This window comes from Amycolatopsis sp. EV170708-02-1 (assembly GCF_022479115.1).
Lineage (GTDB): Bacteria > Actinomycetota > Actinomycetes > Mycobacteriales > Pseudonocardiaceae > Amycolatopsis.
On record NZ_CP092497.1, the window covers coordinates 3,980,596 to 4,007,560 of the forward strand.

The following is a 26,965-nucleotide window of genomic DNA, read 5'->3' on the forward strand; positions in this document are numbered from 1 at the left end:
AGGGCAATTCCGTTGCCCTAATGTACCCCGCTAAGCCGGTCGACACGTCCATCCACCTTATCGTAACAATACGGTGAACGTGAACGAGCCCTTTTTGGGCAGTGGTACTATCTCCAATACAGTATCACGGTTCGCGATCACCGTAATGCTCCCGGCGCGGAAGACTGAGTCGAGCCATCAGGATGCCCCCGACGACTGCGCAGCGACTCAGTCTCACGACGTTGCTATAAGTGCGGTGATTCAGGTGCACCTGACGAAATTGGCTGACCAGCTCAACGAAAAGCCTGCCATTGTGATGTGGCCCGATGGGGACATGCTCTCGTATCGAGAGCTGGAAGTGCGGTCGAACCGCTGCGCACATCTCTTTCGTGCCCTTGGTCTCGGGCTTGGCGACTCCGTTGCTCTTTTCATGGCAAACCAGCTTGAACTGTTCCCGTTGCTGTGGGCCGCACAACGCACCGGACTTCGCTATACCTTGGTGAGTTGTCGCCTTACGGCTGTTGAAGCAGCGTACATAGTGAGGAATTGCGACGCTCGTGTCCTCGTCTACTCCGCAGGGCTGAAACATGTCGCGGCAAGAATCACCGGTCCCGCCTTGCGGCACCGGATGGCGGTGGGCGCGACCGGGATGTCGGATGTCTTCCTGGATGCCCGCCTGGAGTACTCACTCGCAGGCTGCCCCGATGCTCCGGTTGAGGACGAGGTCGAAGGGCAATACGTGACCTACTCCTTTGTCACCTCCGGCTTCCCCAAAGGAAGCCCGCCGGAGGTGTCCGAGGTTCCTTTCGGCGCCGGCTTGCCACTCGACCACCTGTTGGCTGCGAAGTTCGGTTTGGATGTGACGACTCGTTACCTCAATCCAGGTCCTCTTCATCACGTGGCACCGTTGTCGTGGGCACTCGCCACCATTCGCAATGGTGGCACCGTCATCGTCATGGATCGATTCGACGCCCAGGGTGTACTCGGCGCGATAGAACGTCATCGAGTGACACATGCGCAGTTTGTGCCTACGATGTTCGTCCGTATGCTCAAGCTGCCGCGAGAGTGTCGCTGCCGGTACGACGTCTCCAGCCTCCTGCACGTCGTCCACGGAGCCGTGGCCTGTCCTGTCTCGGTCAAAGAGAGAATGATCGACTGGTTCGGTCCCAAACTGATCGAATACTGCGGCACCGAGGCAAGGCCATTTGCCAGGGTGGCCGGAACGGAAGCGGCTCTGTGAGCCCATGTGTCCACGGCGCGGCAGCGGGCCGACGGGGGTGTAATGGGGTCAACTGGTCCGCCCGAGGCCATCTATTTGACGGTGCGACGGTACCGCCCCTGGCCGGTGAAATCTAACCCCAGGAGATCGCGAGCGTGTTGAACCTGCACCGGACATAACGGGGTGTGTCGCGGTCATCGGCGTCCTGGCGAGGAGCGGCGACGGGCACGCATTCGTGTTTTGTCGGTCGACAAGTCCGCCGCCGCGGCCGGCCTCGGCGCCTGCCATCGTGGCTGTCAAGAGTTCTTCCTGCAACGACGTGACGCCATTATTTTGATGATCTCCAGGTGGGCAAGCTAACAGTGCATGGTGATCGGAACGGGGTCGTGGGAACGGCGCCCGTGATGGAAATGAGCATCAGTGTCCTCGTGACACTCTTCCCCGAACGCCTGCCATTCTCTAGAATCAGGTGGAGTAGGTATCCATCATGGCCTGTCGCATGTGGATGTTGGTCAGGGAAGACGCGTGCGGCGCGGTGGAAAGCCGCGAGTTGCCGATCGGGTGATTACTGTCGGCATTGTGTTCGTGTCGGGCAGTTGGCGACGTCTGATACCTGACTGTGTCAGGTGGAAATTCTAGGCGAAAGGGATTCTTATGGGAAAGACGGCGTTGGTGACAGGTGCGAGCCGCGGTATCGGTCGCGCTATCGCGCTTCGGCTGGCTGCGGACGGAATGCTGGTCGGCGTACACTATGGGCGGGACGAGGGTGCGGCGAAGTCGGCGATACGGGAAATCGAACAAGCGGGCGGCCGGGCGTTTCTCGTGCATGCGCTCTTCGGTTCACCCGGTGATGTGGAGCGGTTGTGGGATGAGTTCGATGCCGCGCTCGCGGAAACAGGAGCGGAACCGGGGCTGGATGTCCTTGTCAATAACGCCGCCACTGTCGCGTTCGCTGATATATCGGAAGTGACGCCGGATCAGTTCGACACCGTTTTCGCGGTCAATGTCAAGGCGCCGTTCTTCATTGTCCAGCAGGGGCTCGATCGGCTGCGGGACAACGGTCGGATCATCAACATATCGACCGGGGGGACACGCACCGCACTACCCGGTGTGATCGCGTATTCGATGACCAAGGGTGCGGTGAACACGTTCACTCACACGCTCGCGCAAGCGTTGGGGACTCGGGGGATCACCGTGAACGCGGTGGCGCCGGGGTACACCGACACCGACGTCAACGCCGGTTGGCTGAGCATTCCGGAGATGGCCAAGGCTGCGGCCGGGCAGTCTGTTTTCGACCGTATCGGGCAACCGGCCGACATCGCCGACATCGTGGCGTTCGTCGCCTCCGACGATGCCAGGTGGATCACCGGGCAGTGCATCGATGCGACGGGTGGTGTGCTCCTGGGCGCGTGAATAGGTGAATGTCACGTTCAGTCCGCTGTCGGACTGAACGTGACATTCACACCACGTGTGCATTCTTGACCGGACCGGCGAGAAAGTCTTCTCGGCATGCGTTACGTCGGATCTTGCCGCTCGTCGTCTTCCGCACTAGTCCTTGGTGTCCGATTACGACTGTGGAACAGGGGATCTGATGATCCTCGAACAGGCGGCGTCGAACCACTCTGGCCAGTTCGGTGGCCTGGTCGACCACCAGTTTCTTCCCCCGGATCTCCACGAACAGCACTACTTTTTCACCGGCCACCACGTCCAGTTCGTCCGCAGGAACACCAAAGGCGGCGATACCGCCGGGACGGATGAGCGGATGCGCGGTGCGTACGCTGTCTTCGAGGTCTGCAGGGTGCACGTTCCGGCCATTGATGATGATGAGGTCTTTCAGCCTGCCGGTGACATAGAGGTTGTCGGAGTGGAAGAAGCCGGTATCACCTGTGCGAAGATATTCTCGGTCTTCGCCGTCGATCCGGGCGTGGAAGTAGTGCTCGGATTCCTCTGGCAGCCCGTAGTAGCCTGCGGCTTTTGTATCCGAATCGACCCAGATCTCACCTATCGTTTCCGCCGAACAGGGCAGCCGTGTCTCCGGATCGACGATCCGCACGCTCGAGCCTGGCTTGGTGACCCGTCCGCTGCTGAAATACGTGGTGACCGGCCTGCCGATATCGGGGTCGACCGGAATGGCGCGGTTTTCGGCCAGGGAGTACCGGTCCACCGCCAGGCGGTCCCGTCCGCCCATCGTCACGGTAACGGTGTTCTCGGCCAGCCCAAAGGCGCCATAGATCGCTTCGGGAGGAAAGCCGGAGTCTCGGAAAGCGGCCAGGAACCGGTCCACGCTGGCCGGTCGGACAGGCTCGGCGGACCACAACGCTACTTTGAGCGAGCTGAGATCCCATTTTCGCCGCATCTCCGGTGTCGTGCGGCGAACCAGTAGTTCGTAGGCGAAGTTCGGTGCGCAGGTGTGCGTCGCTCGCACTCGTGACATCACCGTGCCCCATAGCTCGGGCGCGCCGAGAAAGGTCAAGGGGGAGAGCAGGTAGGTATGACCGTGGCCGGCCAACGTGCTCAGGATGACGCTGATCAGGCCCATGTCGTGGTACTGAGGGACCCACGAGACAGTGACAGTGTCCTGGTTCAACCCGAGGTCGCGGCGATTGTGCCCGATTTCCGCGGTGAGGTTTCCATGGGTGATCATCACGCCACGCGGCGAACTTGTCGAGCCCGACGTGTACTGAAGGAGCGCCACCTCGTCCGCGCTCGCGGGCTCGTGCCAGGTGACCGGGGAGCTTGAGGCCGACTCATCGGTTACGTACCAGGGCACGTGCTCTGCGGGCTTCCACCGCCGTGCCATCGAGCCGATCCGGCGGATCCGGTTGTAGCTTTTACCGGTCAACACCGCTTTCGCGCCGGTGGCGTCGATGATTCCGCCGAGCCGGGTGACTCCGGTGCCCGGGCGCAACGGATCAGGGGGATACGCCGGCGCGGCGATGACGCCCGCCATCAGGCAACCCAGCAGTGCTTGCACGAACTCCAGCGACGGCGGGTAGACCAGTAGTACCCGATCACCTGCTGACAGTCCCCAGGCCGCGAGATTCTCGGCGACGCCCTCGCCCGCACGCCGCAACTGCGCGACTGTCATCGAGTCCGCGTTCCGGCCGGAGTCATCGACGAAGGTGAACAGCGTACGGCGCGGATCCTGCTCGTACAGGGCCCGAAACGAGTCCAGGCAGGATGACGAACGCTGGGTGGGCGACGGTACGGAGCTCGCCGGCAGTGGACTTTCCATTGGCACCGACTTCCTCATGTGTGCTCCAGGACAGCAGGCAGGGTCGTGAGACTGCGGACGTGCGAGACGGCGCGGAATTGGGGTTCCGGCGAGGCGTGATCGAGGTGAATCCCGGGAAATCGCCGAACGAAGCGGGGAATGATCTCCTGGCCTTGCTCGCGCGCGAGAGCGGCGCCGAGGCAGTTGTGCAACCCGACTCCGAATCCCAGGTGATGGTTCGGCGGCCGGTGCAGATCGAGCACGTCGGGATCGGGGAAGCGCGCTGGGTCCCGGTTGGCGGCACCCAGTACCAAATGGACCAGGTCCCCGCGATTGAGGGTGTGTCCGTTCAACGAGATGTCCTCGGCGATCAGTTGTGGAACGGCGATCTGCACGGGGGACTCGAAGCGAAGGAGCTCTTCGGCCGCACCTGCTGCCGGACATCGGCCATCTATCAGGTCTCGCAGGTTTTGCGGATGGTTGAGCAGCGTGAACATCGCGTTGCCCAGGTAGTAGGCGATTTTTGGGATCGCGGTGAGGAAGACCAGCGCGATGTTGACGATGAGATCTTCGTCGCTGATGCGGCTGTCGGTGTCGGCTTCGGCGATCAATTGTGACAGTTTGTCGGCCGACGGGCTGTGGCGTCGGGTGTCGACCAGGTCTGTCACGTACTCGGTGAGCCACAGCAGGTTGGCGTTGTACTTCTGGGCCGCGTTTTCCTGGTTTGGGCTGTGGCTCGGCTCGTAGATGATCGCGAGCATGCCGGGCATGACAGTGGCGATCGTGTCACGGTCGTCCGCGGCGAGGCCGAGGAATCCCATGATGGCCGCCGTCGCCATCGGAAACGCGAAGTCGCCGACCAGGTCCACCTGACGCCTGGCGTTCAGACCCTCCAGGACCTCGTCCGCGATCGCGGCGAGCTGAGGGCGGAAGGTCGTGACGCTGTCCTGCCCGAAGACGTGACTGAAGACTCTGCGCAGCCTGGTGTGCTTAGGTGGATTCGAGACAAGCATCATGGCGTTGAGAACCCTGCCCAGGTTCTCGACACTGGACTCATGGCCGTGATCGGGCCGAAGATGCCCGGTCGTGCTCATCGGCGGGTGGATCAGCCTCGGATCGCCCATCAGGCTCGAGACCTCGGCGAAACCGGTGAGCCACCACCCTCCCAGCGACGCGTCGTGGTACACCGGGTCTTCTTCGCGAAGCCGCCGGTAAAAGGGATACGGGTTCGCGACGAACGCCGGGTCCGCCGGATTGAACAGCACGGGGGTGCGCATGCGAAGGCCTTCCGTCAAGAGTGGGCCGATACGGTCGGTGCCACTCGCGCACCGAGGTACTCGTGCATGGCGTGCGCGATCTCGGTTCGTCCGGGCTCGTAGACGATCGAATAGTGGTCACCGGGCACGACTCGGACGTCCAGGTTCGCGACCGAGGGAGATTCCCAGCCGGCGAGTTGCCCGGGAAGGATCCGTGGGTGCAGCTGCTCCGCCTTCAGCAGTAATGCGGGGACGTCGAGCCGAGCTGGCCAGTAGGCGCGACACGCGTGGACGTGGGCCGACAACAGGCGGAACAATGCCTGGATGACCTCGTCGGCGGGCGTCCAGCCGCTCTCTACGAGCTGCCCGGCCAACCAGCGGCGTGCCGCGATACCCGACAGCGACGGGTCGATCGCCCCTGCCGCCGATGCCTTGTCGCGGCCGTGATGCCGCCCGTCGGCGATGAGCTGAGCCATCTCGGCGTCGGTCATCGTGAGTTGCCCGAGGTAGGAGTCCGGTAGCTCGAGGAAAGGGTCGAGCATGATCACGTTCACCTGTTCGCCTTGGTCGGTCAGCTGTCTGGCCATCTCATAGACGACCACTCCACCGGCTGAGTGACCGGCCAGGAAGTAGGGGCCATTCGGCTGCACGGAACGGATCTCGGCCACGTGATGTTCCGCGATCTCTTCGATACGGTCCAGGGGGACGCCGAGCCCGTCCAGCCCTGGCGGCAACAACCCGTACGACGGTCCCTGCCAGGCGACACGGTCGACGAGCCCGCGCAGGTAATCGACGTACCCCACGCCGGCGCCGACCCAGAAGAACGGAGGCTGGCACTCGGTGCCGGCTTCGCCCGGCTCGGAGAGGGGGACCAAAGAAGGCGAACGAAGCTCGGTGTATTCATGCCCCGACAAAGCCTGTGCGAGATCTTCGATGGTCTCGTGTTGGAGAAGGACGGTGTGCGGGACATAGGTGCCGAGCCGGCGCCTGAGCGCGACCGACAGTTCCATGACGGCCAGTGAGTGCAGACCGAAGTCCGCCACGGGCGCCGACGGGTCGATGTCCTTCTCCTGCGTCCCCAGCAGCGCAGCCACCTGTTCGACCAGCCACTCGCACAGGTCGTCCGCCACATCGCCGGCCGCCTGGTTCGCGACGCGGAACGATCGCTGGACGAGGTCCTGCGCGTGGGCGATTTGGCATTCGAGCGCGGCGAAGCCGGGCAAGCTGCCTGTGTGGTACGTGTTCTGCTTGCCCTGCAGGGCATCGAGACGTTGGTAAGCGCCGCTGTTGATGCCCTCGACCGGGAAATGTGGCATGTGGCGTCCGCGGCGCAGCGCCTGCACCCCGTCGAGACGAGCCCCTAACCGCCTGACGTCGTCCCGCAGTGTGGCGATCACCTGCTCATCGTCTACTGCCGGTCCTGAATAGAGGTAACAGGAGAAGCTGTCGTGCTGTCCGCCGTCCGTGGACACCAGAACGCATCTGCCCGGTGACGGGGTCTCGTAGCGGATCACGGCCAGATCGGGGTATGGCCATCCGGTGATCGCGCATACGACCTCGACGTACTCGGTGTAGCGAACGCTGCTCGCAAGCCGTCTTTCCTCGGCCGTGGGCGCATCGAGCAGCGGGACGAACTCATCCAGAGGCAGTGCGACGACGAGTTTGTCGACCTCGATCGTGTTCGTCGTCGTCTGGATGGTGATTCGCTCTCCGAGGCGCGCGATCCGCTCGACCTCGACATTACAGCGCACGCACTCGAGTTCGGCCGTGATCCTGTCGCACAAGGCGTCCGTTCCACCGGCGATGGTGAAGCCGGCACCAACTGAGACCGGGGCCAGGCTCGACAGCAGTCCGTTCACCTCGAGAAACTTCACGAAATGAAGCGCCGAAGACCTTTCGTCCAAGCAGCCGTAGCCGGCCGCGATGAATTCCGTTCCGACAGTGTCGGCGAGTTCCTCCAACTCGTTGTCGGACAGCCACTCAGGCACGGGCGTCGCCAAGGCGGAGGCGGAGTGGGCGAGACCCGGTTCCGCGACTCGCGGAAACTCGAACTCGCGCACCGGGTAGTACCGCTGGCGCATCACTCGCGTCCGGCTTTGAAACGCCCCGGCCGAACCGTCGTCGAATTTGACGACGGATAGTGGTCCGGCGTCCTGAGTGGACAGTGAAAGGCGAGCGGCAAGCTGAGCCACCCGGCTTGACTGTAGGCCGAAACGCCACGGCCAGAACGTTCCCCTGTCGCCGACGGACGATCCGCCCTCCAGCACGATCACCGTATGCCCGGCGGCTTCGAGTTCGCTCGCCGTGACCAGGCCTGCCGTGTTCGCGCCCAGTACGCACACCCGCTGCGCTTCGACTTCCACGCCTTCCTCCGATCTCCGGTCCTGACGGGGGTTACCGGAACGACGCCCAGAAACCGCAGTGATGTTCGGCGGCGAGGTCGACCAGGCGGATCCCACCGTCGCCAGGGGCCAGAGACAGTGTTCGCGAACCTGCGAATCTCGGCCACAGGGGGACGTCGGGGCCGTTCGGGTTGCCGGTCTCGGCGAAGCGGGTCCAGTAGTCGATCATTCGATCGGCAAGGCGGCGCTGGTCCGGGGTGAGCTGCTCGGTGAAGCCAGCCCGATCGAACACATAGGCCAGTTCCGAGGAGTGGTAGGCGCCCGAGGGAAGGTCCGCTGGGAAGGGGAAGAAGCCGCGAGGAGCCTGGGAGTCGGCGAACTCGTAGGTGTAGACAGACGTATGCCTGGCGAGCAAGCGGTCGTCAGTCAGTTGCGTGCACGACCATACCCGGTCGGTCGCCATGGTCGACCACGCCAACGCCGGGGAACCGTATGTGCTGGACAGGTATCGCGTCGCCACCTGGGAGGCTTGCTCGCCGAAGCCGTCGTCGAGCATGCTCCGGTATTGCTCCTCGGTGAAGGGCTGAGGAGCGAACGCCGCGCTCAGCCTGCTTTCGTCGCGGTTGCTGCCCCAGATCACCGGTACGCGGTGGAATCGGCCTTGCCGTAACATCTCTGCCGGATTTTCGGGCAGGACCCTGGTGCCGAAGGCGACAGCGGTCAGCCCGGCGGTTTCCGGGTCCTTCGCGAGATCCGCGGCGGGGATGCGGCGCAGGCATTCCGCGGCTGTCGCCGGTTCGGCGCAACCGAACCTGCCGGCGAATGCCAGTCCGCTGGCCTTGGCTTGTGTCAGCGGCAGCCACGGTGCACTGGCAGAGCCCCCGTAGACGATTCCGTGCGCCGGCCACGTGGTCGCGCATGAGCCGCTCTGCGCGATCGCGCGCTGGAACAGCCCCCGGGCGGCGGGCGCGGTCAGCTGGGCGCACACGTCGAACGCGCCGCCGGATTCGCCGAACAACGTCACGTTGCCAGGGTCGCCGCCGAAAGCCACCGCGTTGCGTCGCACCCAGCGCAATGCCGCTTGCTGGTCCTCCAGCCCGAAGTTCCCGGAATCACTCAACGCCGGATGTGCGAGGAACCCGAAGACGCCAAGACGGAAGTTGGTGGTGACCACGACGACATCTCCCCTGATGGCGAGCCGCGCGGCACCGTAGTCCGCCGCGGTTCCGTAGCTGTTGCCGCCGCCGTGCAGCCAGAGCATCACCGGCTTCAGCCGTCCGTGGCCGGCCGAAGCCGGTGTAGTGACGTTGAGGTAGAGACAGTCCTCATCGGTAGGCCGTGGGTCCCCACTGAACGCCTGTGCGCACAGGTTCCCGGGTTTCGTGGCGTCCCGGGGTTCCGACCATCGTCGCGGGGGTTGCGGAGACCGCCACCGGAGTTCGCCTGTCGGCGGTGCGGCGAACGGAACTCCTTGGAAAGTCCGGTGGCTGGAGGTCACTGTGCCGCGTACCGGGCCGGAATCGGTCCGCACCACCGCGTCAGCACCATTCTCGGCGGCCTGGGCCGGCCCTGACGATGCGACAAGTGTGCTCGCGACAATGACCGCCAATACCCGCATGCTGCACTTCTTCATCGTGAGTCTCGATTCCGCGTGGACAGTCGGATTCAGACGGGAGAAGTCTCACAAACACTCCTGCCGCCGAAAGACGCTATTTCGTGCTCGGGTGAACGTGCTATTCGCGGCCGTGCAAGCCAACGGTGGAGATTGGCGAATTTGAGGATGAACAGCACTACAAGATACCCGTGATCTGAATGGGGTAAGGCAGGGTTCCCTTTTGTTCGGGGCACTCTGCCCGTTTGTACCTCGTGGCACGTTCGAGGCTTGTCCGGCCCGGCGGATTGTGCAGCTCTCTGAAGGGTGTCGACCTGGTCGGTCCTGAAGGTGTGGGCCCCGTTCTGCGCAAGCCTGGACTGCTCGGCCGGGTGCGTTGGGGCAGTGCCGGCGAACTTTTCGGGCAGTCATGAGTGGCTTCTCCTCACGAGTTCAAGCCCCTGCGTAACCTGACTCGCCGGATCTGGACCAACGAATTTTGTTCGCGCATGTGGTTTCCGGCACTTAATTTCGTTCTCGATTTATATCGGCGGCCTTGAGGGGCGCAGGGGTCGGAGGTAACGGTGATCGGAACGGTCAACGGCCCGAGTGCCGCTGCGCTGCCGAACTCGTCCTTCTTTTCGTCGATCGGTACCTGGGAGCCCGGCGATCAGCCGCCGGCGTTCGGCTCGGCCGCGCTGACCCTCGCGCTCGGGCGAGTACGTGAACCGGTACACGTCCTCGCGGACAGGGTGAACAGCCGGATCGGGGTCGGCTTCGGTGGGGTGGTCTCCGGGGTCGACGCCTCTGGTTACGGCCTGCTCGGCACGTTGCCGCCGCTGTACCCGGAGTGGCTCGGTGATCGCTCGTTCGGCGAGGCGCATGGTGTGCGGTTCCCGTATGTGGCGGGGGAGATGGCGAACGGGATCGCGACGTCACGGCTGGTCATCGCGATGGCGCGGGCGGAAATGCTGGCCTTCTTCGGTGCCGCGGGATTGGCGCTGTCCCGGGTTGAGCAGGCTGTGAACGAGCTGTCGGCAGCACTCGGCGATCGCCCCAACTGGGGAGTCAATCTCATTCATTCGCCTGCCGAGCCCGCGCTGGAGACGAAGGTCGCCGACCTGCTGATCCGAAGCGGGGTGCCGCATGTGTCGGCGTCGGCCTTCATGCGGCTCACGCCCGCTGTGGTCAGGTGCGCGGTGGCGGGATTGCGTGTGGACGAGGCAGGTCGAGTCGTACGAGCCAGGCACCTATTCGCGAAGGTGTCCAGAGCCGAGGTGGCGGGGCAGTTCATGTCACCCGCGCCGGCGGAACTGCTTCGTGCGCTGGTCGAACGAGGTGAGCTGACCGAAGAGGAGGAGCGGCTGGCCTGCCGTGTCCCGGTCGCCGAAGATGTGACGGTCGAGGCCGACAGCGGCGGGCATACCGACAACCGCCCCTTGGTGTCCTTGCTTCCGGTGATCTTGGCGCAGCGAGATCAGCTCAGTCTGCGCTACGGCTACGCCCGGCCTATCCGTGTCGGCGCCGGTGGGGGGCTCGGGACACCCGCCGGGGTGGCTGCGGCATTCGGGCTGGGCGCGGCCTATGTGGTCACTGGCTCGGTGAACCAGGCAACGACGGAAGCCGGAATCTCCGACGACGCGAAGGCGATGCTGGCTCGCGCGGGTGTGGCGGACACGGTCATGGCGCCGGCCGCGGACATGTTCGAAATGGGGGTGAAACTGCAGGTCCTCCAACAGGGCACCATGTTCGCGAGCCGCGCCGCGCGACTGTACGAGCTGTATCGGACCTACGAGAGCCTGGAGGACATTCCGGCCGCCTTGCGAGACAAGCTTGAGCGCCAGGTTCTGCGACTGCCCCTCGCTGATGTCTGGGCGCAGACCGCCGCGTTCTGGGCCGACCGCGATCCGGGCGAACTGGCTCGCGCCCAACGGGAACCGAAGCATCGAATGGCCCTGGTGTTCCGGTGGTACCTGGGGAAGTCCAGTCGCTGGGCTATCGACGGCGATGTCGACAGACGTACTGACTACCAGATCTGGTGCGGGCCCGCGATGGGTGCGTTCAACGGCTGGGTGGCGGGGTCGTTCCTCGCCGAACCCGCTGCGCGGTCGGTCGTCCAGATCGCCCGCAACCTACTCGAAGGCGCGACAGTGCTCAGCCGTGCGCAACAGCTGCGGACCTACGGAGTGGCACTTCCGCCCGAGTCCTTCCGGTTCACCCCTCGACGGCTGAGTTGATTGAGGATGGAACACATGCCGGCTCTTCGCTCAAGGCCGCTCTCCGTCGCTATCGTCGGAGCGAGCGCGATTCTTCCCGGATCCACCGATGTCAGCGGGTTCTGGCGGAATGTGCTGGAAGGACGTGATCTGGTCACCGAGGTGCCACCGACGCACTGGCTCGTCTCGGACTACTACGACCCGGATCCCGCGGCGCCGGACAGGACCCACGCTCGGCGCGGTGCGTTTCTGGACCCGATCGAGTTCGACCCACTGGCCTTCGGTATACCGCCGAACACGTTGCCTGCCACCGACACCACTCAGTTGCTCGGGCTGCTCGCCGCCGAGCACGTGCTGCGTGACGCGCTCGGCGAGGACCTCACGAGCCTGGACCGGAGCAAGGTCAGTGTGGTCCTGGGTACGTCGGCGTTGGAGTTGCTGACCACGATGTCACAACGGCTGCAGCGGCCGGTGTGGCTGAAGGCACTGCGCGAGTCGGGTGTGGCGGAGGACCAGGCGCAGGCCATCTGCGACCGTATCGCCGAGCACTACGTGCCTTGGCAGGAGGCGACCTTCCCTGGGCTGCTGAGCAACGTGGTGGCCGGGCGCATCGCCAACCGGTTCGATCTGGGTGGTGCGAACTACACCACCGATGCCGCCTGCGCGAGCTCGCTGGCCGCGATCGCCACCGCGGTGAACGAGCTGTCCTGCGGCCAGTCCGATCTGGTGATCACCGGCGGTGTGGACACCCTCAACGACATCACCATGTACATGTGTTTCTCGAAAACACAGGCGTTGTCCCCGCAAGGGGACTGCCGCCCGTTCTCCGACCAGGCCGACGGCACGATCCTGGGTGAAGGCGTGGTGATGTTCGCGCTCAAGCGGCTTGCCGACGCCGAACGTGACGGCGACCGGGTTTACGCGGTCATCAGAGGTATCGGTGCGTCGTCCGACGGTCGTGGCACCGCCATTTACGCGCCGCTGCCACGAGGGCAGGCGAGCGCGTTGCGCCGTGCCTACCAGGCGGCCGGGTACGGGCCGGAAACGGTCGAGCTGGTGGAAGCGCACGGCACCGGAACCAAAGCGGGCGACGCCGCGGAGTTCAGCGCGCTCCATGAGGTATTCACCGCGACCGGCCGGGAGGACGCCGGCTGGTGCGCCCTAGGGTCGGTGAAGTCCCAAATCGGTCATACGAAGTCCGCCGCCGGTGCGGCCGGCCTGCTCAAAGCGACGCTCGCCTTGCATCACAAGACGTTGCCACCGACGATCAAGGTGGACCGGCCGAATCCCGGTCTCGACCTCGACGCCGGACCGTTGTACGTGAACACCTGTTCCCGGCCGTGGGTTCGCGGCTCCGATCACCCTCGTCGCGCCTCGGTGTCCAGCTTCGGGTTCGGCGGCAGCAACTTCCACCTCACACTGGAGGAGTATCTCCCTCAGCCGGACTCGTCTGCTCAGCCACAATGGCTGGCCCGCGCCGTTCCGACCGAGCTGGTGCTGCTCAGCGCGGCCAGTCCGGCCGAGTTGGTCGCACAAGCGCGGGACGTGCTGTCGGATGACAGTCCACTTGCCACGGTCGCGCGCAGGTCCCAGCTCACTTTCCGCGCCGATGACGCCGCACGCCTGGCGGTCGTCGCCGTCGATCGCGGAGATCTGGCCGGCAAACTCGGACAAGCGATCGACCGGATCGGGCAAAGGCCGACGGAACCGGTGACCTCGCCGACCGGACTTTACTACGCCGCAGGCGTAGCTGAGAGCTGGCGGATCGCGTTCCTATTTCCCGGACAGGGCAGCCAGTACGTCGGTATGGGAGCCGAGCTTGCGATGCATTTCCCGGCCGCGCAGTCGGCATGGGATCACCATTCGTCCCTGCGCATCGGAGACCGGCCGCTGCACCAGGTCGTTTTTCCAGTTCCTGTGTTCACCGACGGTGATCGGAAAGAGCAGCAGACACGGCTGACCGCCACCGAGTGGGCACAGCCGGCGTTGGCGGCACAGAGTCTGGCAATGCTCGGTGTGCTGAGCGTCTCTGGTGTCACTCCTGACGTCGTCGCCGGACACAGCTTCGGCGAGCTGATCGCGCTGCATGCCGCCGGTGCGTTCGACGCCGATACGCTGATGCGGTTGGCGAGGAAACGCGGTGAGCTGATGCGGGACGCCTCGGCCACACGGGGCGCGATGTTAGCGGTCTCGGCCTCGCGTAGCCGGCTCGAAGAGATCATCGGTGATTGGAGCGAGCTGTGGCTGGCCAACCACAACGCGCCGGATCAGGTAGTCATCGCGGGCACGCTCGACGCGGTGAACGTGGCGGCGGACAAACTGGCCGCCGAAAGAATAACCGTACGCCTGCTCGACACCGCGACCGCGTTCCACACACCCTTGGTCGCGCCGGCCACCGAGCCACTGCAACGGTTCTTGGACGAGGCCGACGTCCGAACGCCCACTCTTCCCGTCTACTCCAACACCGACACCACGCCCTATCCGGCTGAACCTGACGCGGTACGGGCCAGACTGGCCGGGCAACTGGCGAAGCCGGTTCGGTTCGCAGAACAGATCGAGACGATGTACCGCGACGGTGCGCGGATCTTCGTCGAGGTCGGCGCGGACGCGAAGCTCACCAATCTGGTCGGACGGATCATCGGCGACCGCGAGCACGTCGCGGTCGGGCTGGACAGCAAAGGCAGGCATGGCGTCACCAGCCTTCAGCACGCCTTCGGCAGGCTGAGCGTGGCCGGTGTGCCGATCAGCTTCTCGCCGTTATGGGAGCCTTACGCGGCCCCGGCCGAGGCGTCCGCACGGCGTGGGACACCGGTGGAAATCCTCGGTACCAACTTCGGGAAAATGTATCCCCCAGCCGACGAGGCCGAGCTCCCGGAGCCGAATCCGCCGCAGTCATTGTCGGAGGCCCTGCCGGTCGGCGGTGTATCGCCGAGCACCGTACGGCCGGAGGAGATCGAGTATCCCGGTAGCGAGTTGCTCGGTGTGGTCGCCGACAAGGCCGCCGAAGCACATATCGCGTACCAACGGGCGATGAGCGAGAGTCACCTGGCTTTCCTGAAGCTGTTCGAATCCGCGAGCGGCGGGACCATACCGGAAGTGATGGCCACGCCCGCTGCCGAGACAGCGGGCTCGCCGACGAGCCCTCCGCCCGAACCGGTGTCGTCGGTTCCGATTGAGTCCTCACGGGTGGTGGTGGAGGCGTCGGTTGTTGCTGGGGTGTCCGATGTGGAGTCGTTGGTGTTGTCGGTGATCGCGGAGAAGACGGGGTATCCGGTGGAGATGCTGGATGCGGGGATGGAGCTTGAGGGTGATTTGGGGATTGATTCGATCAAGCGGGTGGAGATTCTGTCTGCGGTGAGTCGTCGGTTTCCGGAGATGGCGCGGTTGGATGCGAGTGAGTTCGCCGCGGTGCGTTCGGTGGGGCAGATCGCGGCCAAATTGCGTGACCACAGCCCAGTGTCGCCGGTTCCGGTGGTGAAGGCGCCGGTTGTTGCTGAGGTGTCCGATGTGGAGTCGTTGGTGTTGTCGGTGATCGCGGAGAAGACGGGGTATCCGGTGGAGATGCTGGATGCGGGGATGGAGCTTGAGGGTGATTTGGGGATTGATTCGATCAAGCGGGTGGAGATTCTGTCTGCGGTGAGTCGTCGGTTTCCGGAGATGGCGCGGTTGGATGCGAGTGAGTTCGCCGCGGTGCGTTCAGTGGGGCAGATCGCGGCCAAGTTGTGTGACCACAGCCCCGCATCGCAACCCGGCGAGGTGATCCCCAGTGCCACCCGAGCGGCCGGATCCGCCGCACCGGTGACGCGGTCCGTTGTTCGCTCGCTCCCTGCGGCTGCCCCCGGCACGCCGCTCGCCGGGCTGGCGGACGGCCCGATCGCCGTGACTGACGACGGCACCGGGATCGCCCGATACATCGCCGAGAAGCTCGTCGTGGCCGGTATCCCTTCAGCTGTGGTGGTCGGCGACATTCCCGCTGACGCGCAGGGCGTGCTATTCCTCGGTGCTCTCGGCGAGGTCGATTCCCTGCGGGACGCGGCCGCGGTGCAGCGGGCAGCGCTGCGGGCCGCGCGCTCTGTAGCCGCACGGTTCGGCGAAACCGGCGGAGTGTTCGTCACCGTGCAGGACACTGGGGGCGACTTCGGCCTCAGCGGACACGCTGCCGATCGCGCCTGGCTCGGCGGTGTCGCCGCGCTGGCGCGCACCGCCGCCCATGAGTGGCCCAGTGCCGCCGTCAAGGCCATCGACTGCGAGCGGGGCGGACGCGAGCCGGAGGTCCTCGCTGACGCGATCGTGACCGAGCTGCTCACCGGCGGGACGGACACCGACGTCGGATTGCGAGCCGACGGCCGCCGTCACATCCTCGTTGACGTCGACCTGCCCAGTGGCGTAGCGGCTACCGGGCCTGCGAGGGTCGGGCCGGAGTCGGTGATCGTCGTGACCGGAGGCGCGCGCGGGGTGACCGCCGCGGCCGTGCGCGCCCTGGCAGAGGCACATCGTCCACGGTTGGTGCTGCTCGGCCGTACCCCTGTCGAGGAGGAACCGGAATACCTCACCGGAGTCACTGAGCAGGCGGAGCTGACTCGGGCGGTGATCGAGGAGTCGATCCGCCGCGGTGGGGAAAGGCCTACGCTCGCCGCCGCGGCCACGGTTGTTTCCAGGGTCGTCGCGTGCAGGGAGATTCGCGCAACACTCGAAGCATTGCGCGAGGCCGGCTCGGAGGTCCGGTACATGCCGGTCGACGTCCGGGACACCCGGCGACTTGACACGGCGTTGGCGGAGGTGCGCGAGACGTGGGGGCCGGTCACCGGCATCGTGCACGGCGCGGGTGTGCTGGCGGACAAGTGGATCGCCGACAAGACCGACGAACAATTCGACCGGGTCTTCGGCACGAAGGTCGAGGGGTTGCACGCGCTGCTGGCCGCGACCGCCGCCGACCCGGTTGACCTGCTGTGTGTGTTTTCCTCGGTGGCGGCGCGTTACGGCAACGCGGGGCAGTGCGACTACGCGATGGCCAACGAAACCCTCAATCATGTCGTCGCCGCCGAGGCGGCGAGGCGGACAGGCGCCACGATGCGGGCCTTGGTCTGGGGGCCGTGGCGGGGCGGCATGGTCGACGCGACCTTGGCCGGACACTTTCACGACCGTGGTGTCGCACTGATCGGACAGGAGGAGGGGGCGGCCGCGTTCGTGGCCGAGCTCGATGGAAGTGCGGTAGACGAGACCCGGATCGTGCTCGTCGCCGAGGCCGCTGATGGTCCGGTCCAACAGCCGATGACCGAGGTCCGATTGAGTTCCCGCTCCCACCCGTACCTGGGCGATCACGAGATCGCCGGTAAACCTGTGCTGCCGATCGCGATGGCGCTCGAATGGTTCACCGCCGCGGCAGCCGCCGGAGCCCCGGAATCACCGATGACCGTGCTTCGGGACATACGCGTCCTGCGCCGCGTCAGCCTGGACAACTTCGCCGCCGGCGGCGATCGGCTGACCGTTCGGGGCCGGGAGGCACTGGAGCTGGTCGGTGACGGTGGCACTCGCCACTATCAGGCTGTCGTCCACCCCGGCGCGCCGCACGCGGGCGACTGGCCGGAGCCAGAGAACCTCCAACCCGCCCGCGGCCCACCCTCTACGACGGGTACGTGTTGTTCCATGGCCCACTGTTCCAAAGTATCCGGAGCCTGCTGGGTATCTCCCGTGACGGCGCGGAGGGAACGGTGATCGGGGGGCGGGATCTCGGCTGGCCGGCCGCCGAGTGGAAAACCGATCCCGCGGCGGTCGACGGCGGGTTGCAGCTGGCCGTCCTGTGGGCGGAACGAGTGCTGGGCGGTGCGTCGCTTCCCATGTCGGTGTCCGAATTCCGGGTCTACCAGTCAGGACCGCTCGAGGGGCCCGCCCGCTGTGTCGTGCGGGCAAGGCAGGCCATCGGCGGTGTCGCCGAATGCGACGTGGCGCTCATCGACACTGCGGTGCGAGTGGAATTGCGTGGCGTCTCGCTCGTCCGCCGACCCGACTGACCGATGAGGAAAGAAGGTCGCAGATGTGGCGTGAGCCGATTGCCATAGTCGGGGCAGGCTGCGTGTTGCCGGACGCGTTGACTCCTGGCGCCTGGTGGGACAATCTCGCGCGTTCCCGGGACAGTCTGCGTCCCGCGCCGGCAGGCCACTGGCGATTGCCCGCCTCCGCCGTCATCGGCACGCCCACCGAGTCCGGCGATCGGGCCTGGTCCGACAAAGGCGGTTATGTCGACGGCTTCGGTGCGGTGTTCGACCCGGACGATTATGACCTCGACGCCACCTTGATCGGCGATCTCGACCCGCTGTTCCAGTGGGTGCTGCACTGCGGGCGACAGGCGTTGGGCCAGGCAGGCCGTCAAGGTCCCGAACCGGACGCCGGCCTTGTGCTGGGCAACTTGTCGTTTCCCTCGGCGTCGATGGCCGCGTACGCGGAGAATGTGTGGCTGGACACGCTCCCGGAGGCAGCGCGAGACGCCCTCGTCCGCACCGGTACCCGGCCGGATCCGCACAACCGGTTCTGTTCCGGGCTGCCCGCCCACCTGGCCGCCACCGCCCTTGGCCTTGGCAGGGGCGGGTTTTCCTTGGACGCTGCGTGCGCGTCCTCGCTGTATGCGATCAAGCTGGCCTGTGACAGGTTGCACGACCACACGGCCGGGCTCATGCTCGCGGGCGGGGTCAACCGGGCCGACGATCTGTTTCTCCACATGGGATTCAGCGCGTTGTCGGCGATGAGCCGTACCGGGCGGAGCAGGCCTTTCCATCGTGGTGCCGACGGACTGGTGCCGGCGGAAGGAGCCGCGCTGTTCGCGCTCATGCGCCTGACGGACGCGAGTGCGGCCGGTACGCCGATCCTGGGGGTGATCCGCGGCATCGGCCTGTCCAACGACGGGCGTAGCGGCGGATTCCTGGTGCCCGCGCTGGACGGGCAGATCCGGGCGATGGAGCAGGCGTATCGCCTCGCCGGGCTGGCACCGGAGACCGTGTCCCTGGTGGAATGTCACGCCACCGGTACGCCGGTCGGGGACGCGGCCGAGGCGCAGGCCATGGCGAAGGTGTTCGGCGCGGCGCGAGACCTTCCGATCGGCTCCGCCAAATCGAATGTCGGCCATCTCATCACCGCGGCCGGCGGGGCAGGCCTGCTCAAGGTCCTCGGCGCGTTGCGGACAGGTATCCGCCCAGCCACGCTTCACACCGAAGAGCCGATCGACGCGTTGCGCGGCACCGCGTTGCGGCTGCTCACCGAACCGGAGGAATGGTCTGGACCGCGACGTGCCGCGGTCAGTGCGTTCGGTTTCGGCGGTAACAACGCGCACATGATCGTCGAAGCCTGGGATGGCGCGCGCACGGCACCCGGTGCCCCGTTCGTGGCCGCCGCTGATCCGGTGGCGATCGTCGCCGTCGCTGTGCGGGCGGGCGACGGCGACGACACAGCCGATTTCGTCGCGTCGCTACTGCACAGCGCGCCCTGCCGACGTCGCCGGGACACGGTCACCTCGGAGATGACCGGTCTGCGTTTTCCGCCGGCGGACCTGCGGGAGGCCCATTCCCAGCAGTCGCTGCTACTCGACGTGGTCCGCGAAGCGACGCGAGGGATCTCCTTGGCCAGGGATCGGACCATCGTGCTGGCCGGAATGGGTTGCGATCCGGAGGTGGCACGTCACGGTGCGCGCTGGCGGATCGCTTCCCTGCTGGCCGAAGCCGGGATTGTGGCCGACCCCGCGCAACTGGCCGAGTTCCGCGCGGCGTTCGCGCCACCGTTGAGCGCGGCCACAGTGGTCGGCACGATGCCGAATATCATCGCGAACCGCCTCAACGCGCAGCTCGATCTCACGGGGCCCAGCTTTGCCGTTTCCGCCGAAGAAGCTTCCGGCACGGTCGCACTTTCCCTTGCCGCACGGGCGATCCGCGCAGGAGAGGCGGACGCCGCGATCGTCGCCGCGGTGGATCTGTCCGACGAGCCGGTCCACCGGAAGGCGCTGGCCGAACTCGGCAGAGATGTCGACACCGGTGACGCCGCGGTCGCACTCGTACTGAAACCGCTGAGAGCCGCGCGACGTGACGGCGACGACGTCATCGCTGTTCTGGCCACACCGGACACGAAGGACACGCGGGCTACGAAGCTCGTCGTCGGTGCGAGTGGTTTCGACCCAGCCGGGCTGTTCGGCAGCGCCCATGCCGCCGAAGGGCTGCTGGCGGTCGCCGTGGGCGCGCTGGCCTTGCGACACCGGGCCCTCCCTCGGTCCGGTCACCCGGCCGACCCGGCTCTCGGTCTTCGTGCTGCCGATGTTCTCGTGACGCCCTTGGCGGCGCCCGAGAGCCGGGTACAGATGCTCGCCGGGGCTGCCGTCGGCACACTGGCCGCACCGCCACCCCGGATGTATGTCTACGCCGGGGCAGACGTCGACGGTGTGCTCGCCGCACTCACCGAGGGCCGGGAATCGCGCGAAGGGCCGGCGCGGCTGGTCATCCTGGCGGCGGACGCCGAAGAGCACGCCCATCGAGCTGCCGCTACCCGTCGCTGGCTGACCGCGGGCGCGCCCAAACCTCCCGGTGTCGCGTTCCGCGAGCGGCCGTTGCCGGGGGAAGTCGCGTTCGTCTTCACCGGCGGGATGGCCGCCTACCCTCGTATGGGCCGTGAGCTGATGATGGCTTTCCCGACGCTGGTGGACAGCGTGGAGCCTCGCCCTGGGTGGCTGCAGGAGCACATCGGCTGGGCCTACACGGGCTCGGACGGTGGAGCTCCCCGGGCGCTCGACCAGATCTGGGGCACAGCACTGCTCAGTCAGCTTCATGCCACGATCACCAGGACCGTGCTCGGCTTGCGGCCCACCGCCACCATCGGCTACTCGGCGGGTGAAACGAACGCGCTGGTCGCCATGGGTGTGTGGACCGATTTACCGGAACTGGTTGCGCAGATCAACAGGTCGACGTTGTTCACCCAGGACCTGGCAGGCGACTTCGCCGCGATCCGCCGGGTGTGGACCCGGGACGGGATCACCGGTGAACCGTGGGCCAATTACCTCGTGGGTACCTCGGCCGCGCGTGTGCGTGCCGCTCTGGCCGGCGAGCCGGGCGTTCACCTGGTCACGATCAACGCGCCGGATTCCTGTGTCATCGGCGGTGACGCCGTCGGTTGTGAACGGGTTTTGGCCCGGCTCGACGGGGTGAACGCGCTGCACCTGCCGTATCGGCTGGCGGCCCACGTACCTGAAGTCGGCGAGGTCCGCGCGGAATGGCGGCGCCTGCATCACCGTTCCACCGATCCGGCGCCCGGTGTGCGCTTGTACTCGTGTGCGACCGCCGACAGCTATACGCCTACAACCGATGCGGTCGCCGACGCGCTCACCGCACAAGCCGTGAGCACGATGGACTTCGCCGCCACCGTCGAGCGGGCCTGGGAGGACGGCGTCCGGGTGTTCGTCGAACATGGCCCCCAAGGCCTGTGCACCCGATGGATCAAGTCCACCCTCGGTGATCGCGATCATCTTGCCGTCGCGCTCGACCCGGGAGACGGCCGCGACGCCGACCAGCTGATGCAGGTCGCCGCCGAACTCGTCGCCGCGAACGTCGACGTCGATGCCGAGGCGCTCTACGAGCGTCTCTCCGCCTGTGTTCCCAGTCGGGAACAAGCTGGACGACGCTTGACGCTGCCCGCCCATCCGCCACTCGTCCGGCTGCCCGACCTCGCACAGGCTGATCAGGTCATGCCCCCGGCTCCGCCGCTGGCTCCCGTTCACCCCCGTGAACCCGCTCGGTCATCGGCGGCGCTCGCCACGTCACGTCCGGACGGAACGCGAGCCGCAGCCGTGAATCGGCTTTCGCGCCTTGCCGCCGTCCACCGGGATTTCATCGAGCGACAGGCCGAGGTGCACCAAAAATACCTGGAGGTGCACAAGAATTTGCTATCCGTGGCGCGCCGCGGTACTGAGTCCCCGAACACTGTCCCCGCAGCGGCGCCTGTCTCCACCACACCCGGTCAGCCCGAGCCGACGCGCGACAACCATCGGCGCGGCCCGGAATTCGATCGCGCCCAGCTCGAGTTGCATGCCTCCGGCCGTATCTCGGCGTTGTTCGGCCCGGCGTTCGCCGAACAAGACGGTTACGAACGGCAGACCCGCATGCCTCAGCCGCCCATGTTGCTGGCCGACCGGGTGACCGGCATCGACGCCGACCCCGGCTCCATGGGCACCGGGACGATTTGGACCGAGACCGACGTCCGGGCCGATAGTTGGTACCTCGATCACACCGGGCGCATGCCGACCGGTCTGCTGGTCGAAGCCGGTCAGGCCGACCTGTTGTTGATCAGCTGGCTCGGAGTGGATCTGCTGAACCGGGGGCAGCGGGTATACCGGCTGCTCGGCTGCGAGATGAGCTTCCACGGCAGCCCGCCGCGTCCAGGCGAGACCTTGCGCTACGAAGTCCACATCGACGGCCACGCCGAGCACGACGGTGCCCGGCTCTTCTTCTTCCACTACGACTGTTTCGTCGGAGACGAACTGCGCCTCACCATGCGAAACGGCCAGGCCGGATTCTTCACCGACGCCGAACTGGCCGCCAGCACGGGTTTGCTGTGGACACCTGACGACGATCCGCCCACCGCCGAGGAGAAGACCGGAGATCCTGCCGGCCCCGCCGACAGCGCCCGATTCGACGCCGCGGCGGTCCGTGCCTTCGCCGGCGGACGGCCCGCCGACTGCTTCGGCCCCGCCTGGCGCGCCACCGAAGCACACGTTCGCACTCCGCGGATCGCCGATGGGCGCATGCTCCTGCTCGGCGAGATCACCGCGTTCGATCCGTCAGGCGGATGGGGAACGGGCTATCTGCGCGCCGAGACCATGGTTCGTGCCGACGACTGGTTCTTCGCGGGGCATTTCCAGAACGACCCCTGCATGCCGGGCACCCTGATGCTCGAAGGGTGCCTGCAGGCAATGGCGTTCTACCTGGCCGCCGCCGGATGCACGATCGAACGCGACGGCTGGCGCTTCGAACCCGTACCGGGCACCGCCTACCCCATGCGCTGTCGCGGCCAGGTCACCCCGGACAGTCGCTGCCTCGGGTACGAGGTGTTCGTAGCCGGATTCTCGATGAGTCCTTACCCGACGGTGTACGCCGACGTGCTGTGCACGGTCGACGGGATCAAGGCGTTCCATGCCCGCAGACTGGGACTCCGGCTGGTTCCGGACTGGCCGTTGGACCACTGGCGCCACCTCGGCCCCCCTGCTACCCAGAACAGCGGCCAACTCGTCCCGTTGCCGGTACTCGGCGGCCTCGCCGGGCACGCGGACCGCGGCGTCGTCGCGGAGCAGAACGGATTCGCCTACGGTTACGCCGCCTTGCTGGCCTGTGCCTGGGGCCGGTCCACTGACGCTTTCGGCCCCGCGTACGCGCGCTTCGACGGACCACGGCGGATGCCTCGGTTGCCAGGGCCGCCGTATCACTTCATCACCAGGATCACCGCCGTCGACGAGAAGCCGGGCACCATGCTGCCCGGTGGGCACGTGGAAGCCGAGTACGACCTACCCGAAGACGCCTGGTACCTCCGCGACAAAGACGCGACGACGATGCCGTTGGCCGTTTTGATGGAGATCGGGCTTCAGCCTTGTGGATGGCTCGCCACCTACGTCGGCTGTCCGCTCAGCGTCGACACCGATCTGTTGTTCCGCAACCTCGATGGAACCATGACCATCGGCGATGAGATCCCCGCCGGTGCCCGGACCGTCCGCACCCGGGCTCACCTGCGTGATATTTCACAGACGTCCGAGATGATCCTGGTGTTCTTCGACGTCGAGTGCCTGATCGACGAAGTACAGGTACTCGCGATGTCCACCAGCTTCGGGTTCTTCCCGCCGGCGGCCTTCGCCGATCAGTCAGGCCTGCCGGTGCTCGCCGAGGACCGTGTCGCACTTGCGGCACCAGGTGAGCAAGTCGACCTCACCGACCGCCGGGATCGCGACGGCGCCGGAAAACCACGGCCTGCCGGCCAGATGCTGCTGATGCTCGATCGGATCACCGGTTACTGGCCTGATGGCGGTCGCGCCGGTCTGGGGCGGGCCCGCGCCGAGAAGGATGTCGACGCGGGGGAGTGGTTCTTCAAGGCACATTTCTTCACCGACCCCGTACAGCCTGGTTCACTCGGCATCGAAGCGATGTACCAGCTTCTGCAGTGGTGTGTGCTCGAACGAGGTACCCATGCGTCGAACCCGCGCTTCACACCGATGCTCGATCGGCCGATCGAGTGGAAGTATCGCGGTCAAGTGTTGCCCACCAACGACCGGATCACCATCGAACTGGAGATCACCGACGCCGGTTCCGACAGCCGCGGGGAGTACGCGATCGCCGAGGCCTGGTTGTGGGTCGACGGTACGCGGATCTACCACGCCCGCGGACTGGGCATCCGCGTTCTCGCCGGATCCCCGAGCGGCTCCGCCGCCGTCCCGCCGCAGGCCACCGAGGTGATCGATCCGGCCGCCGAATCGTGGCTGGCCGACCATTGCCCCACCTTCACCGTGCCTGCGTTGCCCATGGCCTCGATGGTCGACCGGCTCGCTCACGCGGCACTCACTCACCGCGGCCGTCCCATCGCCGGACTCCGGGATGTCCAGGTGCGCCGCTGGCTTCCCCTGCCAGGTGCGGTCCGAGCCGAATACAGGGTCGACGGTGTGGACGATGACATCTCCGTGACGATGCTCGCCTGGCGAGAGGCGCGTACGGCCGCGATGTCCCGTTTCGAACCCGTCGTGACCGGCCGGGTGCTCCTCGGCGACCCACCGCGCCGGCGTCCAGCCATGTTCGAGTCGCTGTCCGACGCCGTCGCCATTCCCGATCCCTACGAATCGGGAAGATTGTTCCAAGGCCCAGCCCTGAGGTACCTGACATCGCTGCGGGTCGGCACGACCGGGGCGTCAGGGGTGCTCGACCCGGCCAACGGATCGGCACCCCACGGTGAGCTTCATCAGGGGTTGCTCGATGGAGCACTCCAAGTAGTCCCGAGCGACCGTCTGTGGTTGTGGTCCCCCGATATCCCGCAGGGCGTCGCCGCGTTCCCGCACGGCTTGGTCGCGCTTGACCTTTACCAGCCGTTGCCCGATGCCGCCGAAATCCGGGTGGAGGCACGGTTCGCCGGTTTCCGCGCCGATCAAGCAAAGGTGTCCATCGGGATACAGTTGATAGCCGATGAGCAGGTCTGTGTCGCGATGGACTCGGTCTGGGCACTGCTGCCCATCGGGCGGCTCGCACTCGTCGCTCCCGGTGACCGCCGTGCGTTTCTCCGCGACCGGGCTGCCGTACCCGGTGCGGGTTTGTCCGCCCAGGAAGGTGGATGTACTCGCCTCGCGCGCCGTGACGTCGAGTGGTGTGACTGGCTCGCCGGAACCGTCGCCCACGTATACGGCCTGGCACCCGGGGCCCGGGGAATCGATCATATGGTGGAGATCGCGGTCCAAGACCACGTCGCCGCCCGAGCCGGCGTGCACCCGTCCGAAGTCCGTGTCGCGCCGGATCACCGGACGGCCTATCCGGCAAACCGGCCGTCCGAAACCTATCGGCTCTGTGTCGAGGAGGGCCTTGACTGTGTCCTCGTCAGCGACGACAGCCAGCAGCTCTCCGGTGGGCCCGCGGAGGGGCGGATCTCGACGATCTAAAAGGTCTCAGGTTCGGTTGCAAGCCCCAGCATCTCGAGCAGCGTGGCCCGGTCGGCGTCGTTGTGTGCCAAGCGGCACACGATGCGAACGGCGCGGGTGCGCGTTTCGAGGTCGAGCTGTCGCGCCGTGGTGTCCATGTCGATGGGCAGGGTGTAGTCAGGTGGGCGGCGAGGTTGTGCCGTGGTGCCCTCGCGTGTGTTCAGTCCTGGTGAATCGGTGGCCACATGCAGCCTCCTCCCGGCAAGTCCCGACGCTGTCCAAATGCGACACATAAACGACGCGTTGGACGTCACAGGTGTCAATGACGTCGGCTCGACCTGTCCCCTTGGACACCCATGCGTGGTCCGCGGCGTCAAGTCCCTGCTGACCGGTCTGCTGGTGGCGAACGATCATTCCAGTGCCGACCCCGATCGTCGTGGGGCGGGTGACCACACACACACCCGCCCCACGACGCCTATCCCCACCGCGGATCACACCCGTCCCGAACGGGTGCGGCCCCAGCAGGCCTTTGCCGGGTGGCGCGACGCCCGGTCCCGTTCTGCTCGGCACCGTTCAAGTCAGTGCTCCGGGCATCGAGCAGGTGCTCGACCAGCGGCATCGGGCTCAGCACCGCGACCTGGGGTGAGGTCGCGAACAACAGCCCGATCACCCGGCATGCCAGGTCGGTGACGACCGCACCAGAGTCCTCGCCAGGGGACAAGGCCCCGAAGTGATGATCTGCTTGGCGAACCGGACTATCCGGCCGCTGGAGTAGCTGATCGCGATGGTGGCGTTAAGACCCAAAATCGGGGCGGTGTGGTCGCCGGCTCGGCCGCTCATGCCCAGGATGTCCCCGACCTGCGGGGTCGGATTGCGCTCGGAGGTCCCGATGCCGCCGATCGCCGCGCGGGCGCGGGTGGCCGAGTTCGCCGCTGCGACCTGCTGGGCGCGCGGTAGCGTCGGCGACACTGCCCGCAGATCCGTTACGTCCGGGAGGTGGACTCGCTTCTCACAGTAACGTTCCGCCCAGTCCCGGGCGCGCGACGGTGTCAGCTCCGACCCGGAGCACGCCTCCACCAGTCCGACTTCGATCACGTCAGTGGGGGTCGCCCCGATCTTCATGGGCACGATCTCATCCGGCTGCAGGAGATCTGGAGACACTTTCATGTCCACGAGCACCTGCACGCACGGCGTACCCGTGTCCCCGCTTTCGGTGAGCTTGTGTCCGAGAGCCACACCCACCACGTTCGGCAACGCGAGCAAGTCGTCTTCATACGCGGCTTGTGTCGGAGTCAGCTTCCGCAGATCCGCAGGGATCAACAAGTCGGTCACCATCAACGTTCCCTGCTTCCTCGAGGGGGAAGGCTCGCTGGCTCGGCGTGCTCGGAAGCCGGAGCATTCCGCGATCCGCGCCAGGAAATCCACACCCGGAAAATCGTTGCACCCGAACGGTGTCGATCTTCACGCGAAAGAATATCGGATTCGGGCCGGCATGAGCCGACCCCGGCGCGTGATTGC

Annotated in this window: 12 protein-coding genes; 6 read left to right on the plus strand and 6 right to left on the minus strand. The window is 66.2% G+C overall.

The genetic code is table 11. From position 1 onward, the window contains the following. Positions 1-73 precede the first annotated feature (73 nt). Both MJQ72_RS18755 and MJQ72_RS18760 read left to right on the plus strand, forming a co-directional pair. Positions 74-1,219 (plus strand): AMP-binding protein, encoded by a 1,146-nt coding sequence (locus tag MJQ72_RS18755; protein WP_240600654.1) that lies wholly within the window; start codon positions 74-76, stop codon positions 1,217-1,219. A 633-nt stretch (positions 1,220-1,852) separates the two neighbouring features. Beyond that, positions 1,853-2,611, plus strand: coding sequence for an SDR family oxidoreductase (locus MJQ72_RS18760; RefSeq protein WP_240600655.1), 759 nt, complete (start codon positions 1,853-1,855; stop codon positions 2,609-2,611). 46 nt (positions 2,612-2,657) lie between these two features. On the opposite strand, the gene MJQ72_RS18765 is transcribed toward MJQ72_RS18760, so the two are convergent. The 4 genes from MJQ72_RS18765 to MJQ72_RS18780 all read right to left on the minus strand — a co-directional run bounded on the left by MJQ72_RS18765 (position 2,658) and on the right by MJQ72_RS18780 (position 9,544). Next, positions 2,658-4,451 carry a fatty acyl-AMP ligase gene (locus tag MJQ72_RS18765; protein ID WP_240600656.1) on the minus strand — a complete coding sequence of 598 codons (1,794 nt, stop codon included), beginning with the start codon at positions 4,449-4,451 and terminating at the stop codon, positions 2,658-2,660. Further along, on the minus strand, positions 4,448-5,599 hold the full coding sequence (locus MJQ72_RS18770) for a cytochrome P450 (protein ID WP_240600657.1): 1,152 nt from the start codon (positions 5,597-5,599) through the stop codon (positions 4,448-4,450). The genes MJQ72_RS18765 and MJQ72_RS18770 overlap by 4 nt, the downstream gene beginning before the upstream one ends. Positions 5,600-5,703: 104 nt before the next feature. Then, positions 5,704-8,031, minus strand: a complete 2,328-nt coding sequence (locus MJQ72_RS18775) for a thioesterase domain-containing protein (protein WP_240600658.1) — start codon at positions 8,029-8,031, stop codon at positions 5,704-5,706. A gap of 31 nt (positions 8,032-8,062) precedes the next feature. Beyond that, positions 8,063-9,544 carry a carboxylesterase/lipase family protein gene (locus tag MJQ72_RS18780; protein WP_396426959.1) on the minus strand — a complete coding sequence of 494 codons (1,482 nt, stop codon included), beginning with the start codon at positions 9,542-9,544 and terminating at the stop codon, positions 8,063-8,065. A gap of 641 nt (positions 9,545-10,185) precedes the next feature. On the opposite strand from MJQ72_RS18780, the gene MJQ72_RS18785 reads away from it, so the two are divergent. Genes MJQ72_RS18785 through MJQ72_RS18800 form a run of 4 tightly spaced genes read left to right on the plus strand, consistent with a single transcriptional unit; the run spans position 10,186 to position 25,468 of the window. Further along, positions 10,186-11,838, plus strand: a complete 1,653-nt coding sequence (locus MJQ72_RS18785) for a PfaD family polyunsaturated fatty acid/polyketide biosynthesis protein (RefSeq protein ID WP_240600660.1) — start codon at positions 10,186-10,188, stop codon at positions 11,836-11,838. A 15-nt stretch (positions 11,839-11,853) separates the two neighbouring features. Beyond that, positions 11,854-17,532 carry a type I polyketide synthase gene (locus MJQ72_RS18790; RefSeq protein ID WP_240600661.1) on the plus strand — a complete coding sequence of 1,893 codons (5,679 nt, stop codon included), beginning with the start codon at positions 11,854-11,856 and terminating at the stop codon, positions 17,530-17,532. Next, positions 17,454-17,828 (plus strand): polyketide synthase dehydratase domain-containing protein, encoded by a 375-nt coding sequence (locus tag MJQ72_RS18795; RefSeq protein WP_240600662.1) that lies wholly within the window; start codon positions 17,454-17,456, stop codon positions 17,826-17,828. Before MJQ72_RS18790 ends, MJQ72_RS18795 begins: the two co-directional genes overlap by 79 nt. Positions 17,829-17,851: 23 nt before the next feature. Beyond that, positions 17,852-25,468 carry a beta-ketoacyl synthase N-terminal-like domain-containing protein gene (locus tag MJQ72_RS18800; RefSeq protein WP_396426960.1) on the plus strand — a complete coding sequence of 2,539 codons (7,617 nt, stop codon included), beginning with the start codon at positions 17,852-17,854 and terminating at the stop codon, positions 25,466-25,468. Here the strand turns inward: MJQ72_RS18800 and MJQ72_RS18805 are convergent. Then, on the minus strand, positions 25,465-25,692 hold the full coding sequence (locus tag MJQ72_RS18805; RefSeq protein ID WP_240600664.1) for a hypothetical protein: 228 nt from the start codon (positions 25,690-25,692) through the stop codon (positions 25,465-25,467). The two genes, MJQ72_RS18800 and MJQ72_RS18805, sit on opposite strands and share 4 nt — an antisense overlap. A 421-nt stretch (positions 25,693-26,113) precedes the next feature. Beyond that, the gene (locus MJQ72_RS18810) at positions 26,114-26,782 is read right to left on the minus strand and encodes a hypothetical protein (RefSeq protein ID WP_240600665.1); all 669 of its coding nucleotides are present in this window, start codon (positions 26,780-26,782) and stop codon (positions 26,114-26,116) included. Between the last annotated feature and the right edge of the window lie 183 nt (positions 26,783-26,965).

Coding starts and splice junctions, on each gene's coding strand:
- MJQ72_RS18760 (WP_240600655.1), top strand. CDS start 1,853: ATGGGAAAGACGGCGTTGGTGACAGGTGCGAGCCGCGGTATCGGTCGC.
- MJQ72_RS18765 (WP_240600656.1), bottom strand. CDS start 4,451: ATGAGGAAGTCGGTGCCAATGGAAAGTCCACTGCCGGCGAGCTCCGTA.
- MJQ72_RS18790 (WP_240600661.1), top strand. CDS start 11,854: ATGCCGGCTCTTCGCTCAAGGCCGCTCTCCGTCGCTATCGTCGGAGCG.
- MJQ72_RS18800 (WP_396426960.1), top strand. CDS start 17,852: ATGTGGCGTGAGCCGATTGCCATAGTCGGGGCAGGCTGCGTGTTGCCG.
- MJQ72_RS18810 (WP_240600665.1), bottom strand. CDS start 26,782: ATGGTGACCGACTTGTTGATCCCTGCGGATCTGCGGAAGCTGACTCCG.